Genomic DNA, 11,710 nt, shown 5'->3' on the forward strand with positions numbered 1-11,710 from the left:
TCCCCTTATCTACATCAGTGGAAATAATTCTTCCGCGGCAGCATTCTTTGTTAAATACTCCCGCATCCGTTTTTTGAGCCCTTCTTCGTCCTTTAAACTCAGACACAGGCTCATTTCATTTAAACAGGCAAATCTGCTTTCCGAATCACCGGCCGCCGATGCAGCGTCACAGCTGACGCTTCCTTCTTTTTTCAGCACCCACTTGCCGTCTTCCAGTTCACTGATCCGGTACTCCATGATTTCCCCTTCAAAAAGGACCTTCTTCTTTACGAAAATCCCCTGGTACGTCCTTCCAATATCCTCACAGTGGTATTCCTCCTCATCCGGCAGAATCCGGACCTCAAAATCGATCCGCGCGTTCCTGTCTGAATGATACTGGATCATGGCCTTGTCCATGATATCCTCCGGCATGGGAACGTATTTCGCCAGTTTCTTGAAATACGGGAATACCAGTCCCGCCTCCAGGAGAACCGCTGTCGTGCTCTTTAACAGCTCCTTCTGTTCCTCTTCCAGCGAGGAAAGCTCGGAATAGTATTTGGTCAGAGCCAGCAGATAGATCGTCGGTATCCTGTCTTTGTCTGCAGAGCCGTTGACCGCGCCTTCCAGATAGGCGAAAACCTTGTCATCCGGAGTCTTGTCATCAAGGAAATACTCCGAACTCTTAATTGTAAAATATGCCCGGACGATGTTGTCACTCGTCTTCTTTTTGTTCATATAGAGGCTGAATACCCGGTCTATGGTTTCCGTGCATCCGGAAAACATCATCTGTGCCACCAGACGCTCCTCAAGATCATACGTCTCCACATGCTCGGAAATGCCCTGCAGAAGTATGCGGTACATCTGATTCGTCAGACCGTTGTAGTGCTCGCAGAGGTAATCCAGGATAACGCTGTCACTCATGCCTTCCAGAAATACGCGGTACGACAGGTGGAGAAGCAGCGGATCTTCATCAAAAAGATTCTGAAGAATCATCTTGGTACACAGCTTTAAAAGCCGCTTGCTCTGAATCTCCTCGCAGCCGAATTCCCGTATCATATCGAAGGCTTCCTCGACATAATTGCGGTTGATTAAGGTCTCACAGATTCCCAGGCGTTCTTCCTTCGTAAGCAGACGCTTGTCGAGGCGCACCAGATAAGCGCCTCCCTCTGTGCTGTCTTCACTCACCGGATGAAGAGGAGAGTCTCCCTCTTTCACGTTCGATGGAATGCCCGGCATATTCTGGTAATACTCTATAATTCTGGATAGCAGGAGTCTCTGATACAGCGGCTGGAGCCGTCCATCCTCCATGGCATCCTCCAGCATCCCCGCCTCCTTCTCATCTGCAATGCCCCTCTTTAAGATCTCGTCGCAGGCCCGGAGTCTGAGCATCGGATGATCGGGATACAGTTCAAAGCAGCGCGCCTCTAACTCCGGCTTATCCATCACCGGCGTCTTCTCATAAGGAACCGTACTGTAACGGTTTCCAAAGGCATCCTGAAACAACAGAATGCTGTGCTCGGAAAACAGCGGCACGTATGCTACGCCGTCATCCAGAAGAAATGCGTCCTCCTCCAGCAGCTCCTCGTAGCAGACAATTACATACTTCATCTTAAGGTTCCTGCACTCCACGCGATAAGAACGCAGAATAGAGGGCAGTACCTTAGCCATAGGAAGGTCAATGACATCCTTGTAAATCATGTGTTCGTAAATAACCGCCAGATTACTTCCGATCCTTGATTCGAACAGCTGTTCTGTGGCGAATTTTTCGATATCTCGCTCGTACACCTCATACAGCGGATCGGATTCCTTTAAGTAAACCAGCACATTTTTATAGAGCAGCGCCCTGCTGTGGCGGTCCAGCTCGCTACCGCCGTAGGAAAAATAGAGGAGCACTTCCTTGGGAAGCAGGTAGCAGTAATCCTTTGGAAGCGCGTACAGATAATACTCGTAAAGCCGTGTCAGGCTGATTCCTTCTTTGATCCCCTTCTCATACCACTTAAATGCCTCCGCACTCCTGCTCTCTCCCCGGATCAGTATGGAACAGACCGCTTCCAGTATTTCCTTTCCGGGATACTTCTCATACAGGCGTCCCAGCGCTCTGTAGTGAAGGCGGTTAAAATGCCTGGACGTCAGCGTAAGCCTCGCCGCAGCCAGCGCAAATTTCTCTCCCGCGGCGCCGTATCTGGCGCCGAAGGACAGGACCTGCAGCTCAAACGGGCCGATACTCCGGATCAGATCCGGTTCTTCGGAAAGCAGCCTGCAGGCATGCAGATAGAGAAACGGGCTTCTCATGCCCGCTTCAAACTGGCGCCTCATCATGGATATGGCTCCGCCCGGATTCTCATTAAGCCGGCGGTCCAGTCTTAAAAGGATCAGAAACAGATTATGAAGGCCCGGATTTTCCTCCAGATATTTTCTCAGCAGACGAACCAGCGATTCCTTCTGGTATTCATCCGGCTGCAGTATCAGCCTCAGATACTGATAGTAGCAGTAAAGCTCCAGCTTCTCCTGCCGCTCCGCCAGGATCTTCTCCCGGCATTCATCCAGCAGCAGCGCCGCCTGGCTCGTCCTGTCGTCTGAAAGGTATATCTCGGCCCTTAAAAGCTTAATCGCCTCCTGCTGCCCCTTCATCTCCTCGATCTCATCCAGCGCCCGCAGCATCTGATTATGAGGAAAGTCCCCCTCACCTGCGTTCGGCGTATTGTGAGGAAAGTCCCCATTACCTGCCTCTTTCTGTAAGCGCAGGTGCAGATACGTCGCCACCGCTTCCTTCGTATAGGCGTCCTCCGCGGAAATACCGCCTCCCGGGTTCACCATCGCGGTCACCGGAACGACGAAGCGCTCTTCGATTCCGGTAATGATAATGCGTCCCTGGTTCAGGCCCTGATGCATGCGCCTCGGATGGATGCGGTAGACGATCTCGCAGGTGTCGTCGGTAAAATCCTGGTCTCCGATGTTTCTCACCGGAATCTCTATAAAATCACAGTCGGCCGTAACCTCAAGGCTTACGTAGCCCCAACCGCTTCTGGTTATCGTAATACATTCCTGGATCACTCCGTCCAGTTGATGAAACCGCCGCTCACTCTCGTCCGCAGTCAGCTTTACCGGCTCCTTGACACCGAGTCCAGTCAGGAATTCCTCCAGCTCCTTCTTCCTGTCCGGTCTTCCTTTTAAACCACCGTAAAGGGCCCTCACATGCAAACCCTTCATGAAAGGGGCCTCGAAAAAATCTCTATATTCAAATAAGCGAAGCGCAGTCTCATAGTCGTTCTTCGCTGTTCCGGCGAAATCCTCCGCCGTCTTTAAATCGCTCAATGCTTTCCCTGACGTACTCAGTTCCACACGAAAAGAATAAGGGACTTCTCTTTCTCCGCCATTGGTAACCAGATAGAAAGCGCCCTTAATCATATCTCCGTCTTCCAGAAAACCGGTATTCACCTCATAGACCAGATGGTTATAGGTGCCGCCAAACGCCCCATTAAGAAGCCTCACGCGGAAATTGGAAGAATATGCAAGTCCTTTTATATGCAGATTATTCTCACTGGTAACGACAAGTTCCCGCCTCGTGGCCCCGCCGGAACGCACCACGTCGTGGGTTTCTTTCGGAGTGACCTTGATCACAGGAACCTCCGAATCGATGATGCCTTTAGCCAGCCTGTTGATTCGTTCTCTCATAGTACCACCTGTATCTTATGTTCTTCATCCTGACAGCTGTTGTCTTTCAGTTTAATTACTATATTCTAACATATTTTCTATTGATTTAAAACCCTAAAATTGGTATGATAAAATAAAAACTGATAGAAGAAGGACAAGAATCATGACAACGAATGAAAAAGCTTTATTATTGCATGAAAAATGGAACGGCAAGCTGGAAACTATTTCCAAAGCAGAAGTAAAAAGCAGGGAAGATTTGGCCCTCGCCTATACTCCCGGCGTTGCGGAGCCGTGTAAGGTCATCGCTGCCGAACCGGAAACCGCTTATAAATATACAATCAAATCCAACACGATCGCGGTTGTTTCCGACGGCAGCGCGGTTCTTGGCCTCGGCAATATCGGACCTCTGGCCGCCATGCCCGTTATGGAAGGAAAGGCCGTGCTCTTCAAGGAATTCGGCGGCGTCAACGCATTTCCAATCTGCCTGGATACCCAGGATACGGAAGAGATCATAAAGACCGTTGTCAACATTGCTCCTGCTTTCGGAGGAATCAATTTAGAGGACATTTCCGCGCCCAGATGTTTTGAGATTGAGGAACGCTTAAAAGAGCTTCTCCCCATCCCCGTCTTCCACGATGACCAGCACGGAACCGCCATCGTCGTTCTGGCGGGAATCATCAACGCATTAAAGGTGACCGGCAGGAAGAAGGAAGACTGCCGGGTCGTCGTAAACGGTGCCGGTTCCGCCGGAATCGCCATCACGAAGCTTCTCTTAACCTACGGATTTTTGCACATCACCATGTGTGACCGCGCCGGAATCTTAAAGAAGGGTATGGACGGCTTAAACTGGATGCAGGAAAAGATGGTGGAAGTGACCAACTTAGAAGGCGCAGACGGCAGTCTGGCCGACGCCATGAAGGGCGCCGATATCTTTGTCGGCGTATCCGCACCGGGAATTGTCACAAAAGAGATGGCCGCGTCCATGAACAGGGATGCGATACTGTTCGCCATGGCAAACCCGGTTCCTGAGATTATGCCTGACGTTGCAAAAGAGGCCGGAGCAAAAATTATCGGCACCGGCAGGTCTGATTTCCCCAATCAGATCAATAATGTAGTTGTATTCCCGGGCATCTTTAAGGGTGCTTTAGAGGGACGCGCCACTGCGATCACTGAAGAGATGAAGCTGGCTGCCGCCACCGCGATCGCAGGGCTGGTGGATGAATCCATACTGGATGAAAACCATATTCTGCCGGAGGCATTTGATCCCCGTGTGGCCGATGTGGTCAGCCGTGCAGTGAAAGATCATATACAAAAGTAAGAATCAATCTATGGAGGGTGTCCTATGTTGTCAGAACCCATGACGCTTTATAAATTAATGATTTTGTATATGCTGAAGCAGGTCAATTTTCCCCTTACCAGTGCGCAGCTGTCAAATTTTTTCCTGGAGCATGAATACACCACGTATTTCACGCTGAATCAGGCATTAAACGAACTTCTGGAGGCCAAACTCCTCCATGTGGAGACCAACCACAACAGCAGCCGCTATGAGATCACGCGGGAGGGAGAAGAAACCCTTTCGTTCTTCGGCAACAAGATATCCTCTGCCATCATTGAAGACATCGATGAATATTTGAAAGAGAACAAGTTCCGCCTCCGCAACGAGGTGGGCGTGACCGCGGATTTCTACAAATCCACCAATCAGGATTTCATCGTTCACTGTGAGGTGCGTGAGGGTAAGAGCTGTCTGATCGATTTGGAGCTCGCCGTCCCCGATAAGGACCAGGCGGAAATCATGTGTGACCACTGGAAGGCCAAAAGCCAGGAAATCTACGCATTTGCCATGAAGGCTCTCATGAGCGACTAAAAAGGCAATTATAAAGGGGGAATTCCCATGCAGATCAAAAAACAGAAATCATTGATTCAGGAAATCAGAGATGAGTATCAGGCAGAAGTGAAAAAGCTGAAACGGAAGAAATTTCTTTTGAAGGCAAAGCTACTGCTGACCATTGTCCTTCCCGTCTTTATCATCCTGCTTTCGGTGAAGGTTATCAAAACCTTTGTGCGCATCAAGGTCAGAGATATCTTTTCCAAAAAGCCCAGAGATGCGAAGGGCACGGAGAACGCGGAGAACGTGCAGGTCTCTAAGAGCCAGAAGCAGGAGCAGACACAGGAACAGACGTCTCCGGAACCGGAGCCGTTAAAACCAGCCGTTCCGGTTCCGGCAGTTATGACGCCGGTAGAAAAAGAAATTATAACGCCGGTTCCTGTGGTAACGGAATCTGTCACTGTATCTGAATAGAGTCATGCAAAAATGGTATAAGGAGCATTGGGGATTGTAAATATCCACATGCTCCTTATACCATTTTCGGATCATCATTCTTCACTAAAATTAAGGTTCTTTCGGCTGTATCTTTTACTCTGTCTTTCAGCCTAAAACCAATTGTACAGCAAAAGTTATGAAAATAAGACCAACACATTTTTGCAATATTGCCACTCGTTTTGGCGATTGATTCATCCACACTTTTGCAATACTTCCCATAAAACCATACCCAATAAATACAGCCAACGTCAGTACCATAAACAGCGCTCCAAGCAAAGCACTTGTTATCATATAATGTTTACTGTCAGAAGCGACATACTGTGGTAGAAACGCAAAAAAGAATAGTGTCAATTTTGGATTTAATAGATTGATAAGTACTCCTCGACTAATAATTACAGGTATATAGTGCATTGTCTGCATTTCTGAAAATTGAATATTATTTTTTGAACATATCATACCCAATCCCAAAAATATCAAATATACAGCTCCTACATATTTAATAATATCAAACACTGTATCGTTTATTTGCATCAGTAATGAGGATAATGCAATACTGATACATAAATGCGGAAGAATCCCAATCATACAGCCCAAGGCCGCAAAAATGCTTTTTTCTTTTCCCTCGGTCAAGCCAACAGTTATAGTATAGATAACACCCGTACCAGGAATCAAAATAATAATCAATGATGTAATTATAAAAGTATATGTATTCATTTTATCTCCTGCCAACAGTTCTAATAGATGTCCGTTCATATTTTGGACAGTCATTCTTCTATTGTTTTATTTTAATTTTAAATCAGTTTGTTCCTGGCAAGGCGTTCGATAGAAATCCCCATATCCTTCACGACCATAGCTCTAAATTGAAACTTTGGAAAAACACTTTTTACTGATGCGTATTTTTTAATCATTTTACTTCATCCTTTCTTGTCCTCTTGATTTATGCTACAATTGTATCAATTTAAAAGTGGGTTTTAAAGTTCCACTATATAGTTATTTTTATAGAACCACTTTTAAAAGAAAGGATTACTATGTGGATAGAAATAAATCGTGACAGTCAACTTACATTAGAGCGGCAAATTTATACACAAATCCGCCAAAAAATATTGAACGGTATGTTACCTTCTGGATATAAACTTCCATCAACTCGTAAATTATCATCAGAACTTGCTGTTTCCAGAAACACAATTATTGAAACGTATAGTCAGCTAGCTGCTGAAGGGTATCTAAAAACAATAAAGGGATCAGGCACAGTGGTCGCAGACGAACTGCACGCCCTTGATTTGATTCCGTCTGTTAATAACAGCACTACGGCGAAACAGAATAAAATGCAACGCCCCGCAGACATCATTGACTTTCGCACCGGATTACCAGCTTTAGAGTATTTTCCGCATAAACTTTGGGGAAATATCTACCGTGAAGTGTGCAATAGAATTGAGCCATCATCTTTCGGCTATTGCAAGACCTTTGGCGTACAGGAATTACAGGAAGCAATTGCGAAATATTTATATCGAACAAGAGGGTTGTCCTGTACTCCCCGTCAGATTGTTATTACTTCCGGAGCAACACAAGGCTTGTCGCTGATTTCTCATATCTTGAAAGCCAAAGATAACATTGTTTTAATCGAGGAACCAACACATTCTGGCTTAAGGAAGGTAATAACCTCTACCGGATGTATGATTGAAGGTGTTCCCGTTGATGATAATGGGATTTGCATTGATTTTATGCGTGATAAGAAAAATGTCTCATTTGTTTATACAACGCCTTCACATCAATATCCAATGGGAGGCGTTTTACCTATCAGAAGGCGTTTAGAACTTATTCGTTTTGCGGAACAAAATAACTGCTATATAGTAGAGGACGACTATGACGGCGAATTTAGATATGAAGGCCCTCCTATCAGTTCTTTATATGAATTGAACCCGCAGCGTGTTATTTATCTTGGTTCGTTCAGTAAAATACTCGCTCCCGCACTTCGGCTGGGATTTATGATTTTGCCGGATAAATTGCTTTTACCATGTAAGAAACTGAAAATGTATTCGGATGTTCATACGGATGTTTTAGGGCAATATACATTAGCCCAATTCATACAGGAGGGATATTTTGAAAAACATATTTGGAAAATGAAAAAGCTCTATGGCAGAAGGAGAAAGCTTCTACTCAACGAGTTGTCTTGTCATTTTCCGGGCCAGTTTGCTATTTTGGGGCACGCAACAGGGTTACACCTAGTTGTAAAATTTCACGATTTACTGTTTACAGAGGAAATCGATAAAGCACTGCTGGAAAAAGGAGTTAGAATCTATCGACCTTCTAATTATTATCTGGAAAAAAACACAGAACATGACGATGAAATTATGTTGGGATATTCCCATTTATCAGATGAAAAAATCATCAAAGGTATTGGTACAATTAGTGATTTTCTCATTTCAAATAAATGCGGCAATTTGTTTTGAAACACGAAGCTGCTCTGCCTAAGTTGGAAGCCCCGCAAAATCACCAGACTTTGCAGGGCTTCCAACACAAACCTTCCATATGAACTTTTATGCCGTTTCGACTATCCGTTATTTCCTCCGCCTACCCCTGCATAAACCGGTTCAAAAACTCCCTGGTCGAGTTCTTCTGCGGGTTTCCGAAGATATCCGCCGGAGCGCCCTCTTCCTCGATCACCCCGCCCGCCATATACACAACGTGGTTCGCAACGTCGCGGGCGAACGCCATCTCGTGGGTGACGATAATCATGGTCAATCCCTCTTTTGCAAGCGTCCTCATGACGGCAAGCACCTCGCCCACCATCTGCGGGTCCAGAGCGGACGTCGGCTCGTCGAACAACAGAATCTCCGGTTCCATGGCGAGTGCCCTGGCGATTGCCACACGCTGCTTCTGGCCGCCGGACAGCTGCCTCGGCTTTGCGTTGATATAGGGAGCCATTCCTACCTTCTCCAGATAAAGCATGGCCTTACGCTTTGCTTCTTCCTTGTCCTTCTTTAAAACCTTGATCTGGCCGACCATACAGTTGTCAAGCACTGTCATGTTATTAAAGAGGTTGAAGTTCTGGAACACCATACCTACGCGCGTACGGTAGGAGGCGGCGTTCATCTTTCTGTCCGTAATGTCCTTATCGTGATACAGGATCTCTCCCGTAGTCGGTGTCTCCAGAAGGTTGACACAGCGCAGCAGTGTGGATTTACCGGAACCGGAGGCGCCTATGATACACGTCACATCGCCCTCAGCCACGGAGAAATCGATATCCCGGAGAACCACGTTCGTTCCGAACGTCTTGCTTAAATGATGGATTTCCAGTACTGTATTTCCTGCCATAATTACTTATCCTCCTTCTCGTTTGGATCTGGGAATTTCACCAGGCCGCTGGTGTAGGCAAGCGTATCCGTGGTAGCTAGATCGTAGCTGTCCGGACCGTCCATCTTCTTCTCCCAGTGACGCAGAATTCTGGAGCAGGTGAAGGTAAGGATAAAGTAAATCACCATCGTAATGGTAAATGCCTCAAAATACGTATAGTAAGCGCCGGCCACGCCCTTCGTTGCATAGAACAGCTCTACGACGCCGATCACGGAAAGAACGGAAGAATCCTTTATGTTAATAATTAAGTTATTGCCGATCTGAGGCATGATGTTGCGCAGCGCCTGAGGCATGATAACATTGACCATAGTCTGGATATGATTCATACCGATGGCTTTCGCGCCCTCTGTCTGTCCCGGATCGATGGAAAGGATGCCGCCGCGTACCGTCTCCGCCATGTAAGCACCCGTATTAATGGATATAATAAAGTAAGCGGCAAACGTCTGGGACATGTTAAAACCAAACAGAACAGAAGATCCATAGTAAATAAACATGGCCTGAACCATCATGGGCGTTCCGCGGAATACTTCCACGTAGATATTTAAGATCAGCTTGATAAGTCCCAGAACTCCCCTTTTAACAGGATTATCCTTCTTATCCACCGGTATTGTCTGGACGATTCCGACCGCAAATCCGATGATACAGCCGATCAGTGTACCGACAAGGGCGATCGCCATAGTCTTTCCGGCGCCGTTTAAAAATGATACTCCGTATTTCTGCAGGATAAATACAATCCTTCCAAAAAAATCTGACGGCAGCGACATAAGATTACCTCCAATTTAATTGAAACAGAACAAGCGGCACGGAATGAAACTGCCCTGTCCCGTGCCTGCATGCCCTGCCGATTTCTGTAATGTAAGATTATTCTGATAATGGCTGAACGGAAATCGCCTCTTCCATCATCTTATTATAATCATCTTTTGTCATCGTAGCCAATACACTGTTGATGGCGTCCTTTAACTCTGTATTCCCCTTCTTTAAAGAAATACCGATGTTGATATCTTCATCCGATACCTGGAACTCGCCGTCCTTGCCCGTGAAATCAAGCAGCTTGAAATCCGGATACGCAATGAGTGCAGCCTGTCCGGTAGGCTTGTCTGTCACAACCAGATCACATCTGCCGGAGTTTAAAGCTACCAGCATGGCCGGTGCAGACTCCTGTGCCGGCTGAATGTTGCCATCCGGGATCTGCGGCAGGCAGTTGTCGTACCAGATTGTGTTCAACTGAGAGGTAGCTGTGGCTCCTGCAAGGTCTGCAACGCTGGCCGCGTTCTCATACTTTCCGCCTGTCTTTACCAGAGTTACGATCGTCGCATAGTAATACGGCTCCGTAAAATCTACAGACTGAAGGCGCTCAGCGGTGATGGACTGTCCCGCAATGACACAGTCAACCTTTCCCGACTGTACAGCCGGTACAAGGGAATCCCAGTCCAGCTTAACGATCTCCAACTTAAGACCCAGTGTATCAGCGATCTTTTTCGCCATCATAACGTCATAGCCGTACGCAAAATCAGAACCTCCTGAAATCGCGACAGCGCCGTTGGCATCCGTAGGCTGGGTCCAGTTATACGGTGCGTAGCTGCACTCCATCGCAACCTTCAATACCTTCTCTCCGCCTTCATTCGCCTCTGCTCCGGCGGCCGGTGTACTCTCTGCCGCATTCTTGTTCCCACACGCAGTCAGCGCCGATACGGCTAAAACCACCGCAAGGCAGGCTGCTGCCAAACTCTTTCCTGTCTTTTTCATAACTTTTTCTCCTCTGCACTATCTCATAAATAGGTTTATTATAAAAAGATTTTGTCTCCTTGTCAAGACTCTCCCATCATTTCCTCGATCAGAGCCCATATTTCGTCTCTTCCCTGTTTCGTTTCAGCGGAAAATGGGATAACCGTCACATCCTGACCGATTCCCAGTCCCTGACGAACCATCTTCATATGCTTCTGCACCTGGCTCCGGTTGATCTTGTCCAGCTTCGTCGCAATGATAACCGGCTGATATCCGTTGTACACGATCCAGTCGTACATGGTCTTGTCGTTGACGGATGGATCATGGCGGATGTCGATGAGCAGGAACACACGCTTCAGCATGGGAGACTGGTGGAGATAGTTTTCAATCATCTTCCCCCACTTGGCCTTTACTTCCTGAGCTACCTTTGCGTAGCCGTAGCCCGGTAAATCCACGTAATAAAGGGCATCGTTGATATTGTAGAAATTAATGGTCTGGGTCTTGCCCGGCTGGGAGGACGTGCGCGCGTACGCCTTGCGGTTCATCAGCGCGTTAATCAGCGACGACTTCCCCACATTGGACTTCCCTGCAAATGCAAACTCCGGCTTCGTATTGTCCGGCAGCTTACTGGTAATTCCGCACACGGTCTCCAGTTCTACTGTTTTGATTATCATATGG

The 11,710-nt window shown here is 47.1% G+C and carries 10 protein-coding genes; 4 read left to right on the top strand and 6 right to left on the bottom strand.

Annotation, left to right across the window (positions count from 1 at the left end; all coding sequences use genetic code 11):
* Positions 1-9 precede the first annotated feature (9 nt).
* Positions 10-3,654, bottom strand: a complete 3,645-nt coding sequence (locus M1L66_RS20020) for a DUF5717 family protein (protein ID WP_434687776.1) — start codon at positions 3,652-3,654, stop codon at positions 10-12.
* A 142-nt stretch (positions 3,655-3,796) separates the two neighbouring features.
* On the opposite strand from M1L66_RS20020, the gene M1L66_RS20025 reads away from it, so the two are divergent.
* From M1L66_RS20025 to M1L66_RS20035, 3 genes are read left to right on the top strand one after another with little or no spacing between them, the layout of a single operon-like run.
* On the top strand, positions 3,797-4,951 hold the full coding sequence (locus M1L66_RS20025; protein ID WP_434687778.1) for an NAD(P)-dependent malic enzyme: 1,155 nt from the start codon (positions 3,797-3,799) through the stop codon (positions 4,949-4,951).
* Positions 4,952-4,975: 24 nt separating this feature from the next.
* Positions 4,976-5,497, top strand: a complete 522-nt coding sequence (locus M1L66_RS20030) for a DUF4364 family protein (RefSeq protein WP_002603550.1) — start codon at positions 4,976-4,978, stop codon at positions 5,495-5,497.
* A gap of 27 nt (positions 5,498-5,524) precedes the next feature.
* The gene (locus tag M1L66_RS20035) at positions 5,525-5,932 is read left to right on the top strand and encodes a glycoside hydrolase family 23 (RefSeq protein ID WP_187019233.1); all 408 of its coding nucleotides are present in this window, start codon (positions 5,525-5,527) and stop codon (positions 5,930-5,932) included.
* A gap of 126 nt (positions 5,933-6,058) precedes the next feature.
* On the opposite strand, the gene M1L66_RS20040 is transcribed toward M1L66_RS20035, so the two are convergent.
* The gene (locus M1L66_RS20040) at positions 6,059-6,667 is read right to left on the bottom strand and encodes a LysE family translocator (RefSeq protein WP_434687781.1); all 609 of its coding nucleotides are present in this window, start codon (positions 6,665-6,667) and stop codon (positions 6,059-6,061) included.
* A gap of 314 nt (positions 6,668-6,981) precedes the next feature.
* On the opposite strand from M1L66_RS20040, the gene M1L66_RS20045 reads away from it, so the two are divergent.
* The gene (locus tag M1L66_RS20045; protein WP_434687783.1) at positions 6,982-8,403 is read left to right on the top strand and encodes a PLP-dependent aminotransferase family protein; all 1,422 of its coding nucleotides are present in this window, start codon (positions 6,982-6,984) and stop codon (positions 8,401-8,403) included.
* A gap of 121 nt (positions 8,404-8,524) precedes the next feature.
* Here the strand turns inward: M1L66_RS20045 and M1L66_RS20050 are convergent, their stop codons facing one another.
* From M1L66_RS20050 to yihA, 4 genes are all read right to left on the bottom strand, one after another.
* Complete coding sequence (locus M1L66_RS20050) at positions 8,525-9,268, bottom strand: amino acid ABC transporter ATP-binding protein (protein WP_434687785.1); 744 nt, start codon at positions 9,266-9,268, stop codon at positions 8,525-8,527.
* A gap of 2 nt (positions 9,269-9,270) precedes the next feature.
* Positions 9,271-10,065: an amino acid ABC transporter permease gene (locus M1L66_RS20055; RefSeq protein WP_187019628.1), complete on the bottom strand. Its 795-nt coding sequence runs from the start codon at positions 10,063-10,065 to the stop codon at positions 9,271-9,273.
* A 103-nt stretch (positions 10,066-10,168) separates the two neighbouring features.
* The gene (locus M1L66_RS20060) at positions 10,169-11,053 is read right to left on the bottom strand and encodes a transporter substrate-binding domain-containing protein (protein WP_187019225.1); all 885 of its coding nucleotides are present in this window, start codon (positions 11,051-11,053) and stop codon (positions 10,169-10,171) included.
* 62 nt (positions 11,054-11,115) lie between these two features.
* Entirely contained in the window at positions 11,116-11,706 is a 591-nt protein-coding gene (gene yihA, locus M1L66_RS20065; protein ID WP_002603542.1) for a ribosome biogenesis GTP-binding protein YihA/YsxC, read from the bottom strand.
* Between the last annotated feature and the right edge of the window lie 4 nt (positions 11,707-11,710).

Source organism: Hungatella sp. SB206, assembly GCF_051132295.1.
Classification (GTDB): Bacteria; Bacillota; Clostridia; order Lachnospirales; family Lachnospiraceae; genus Hungatella; species Hungatella effluvii.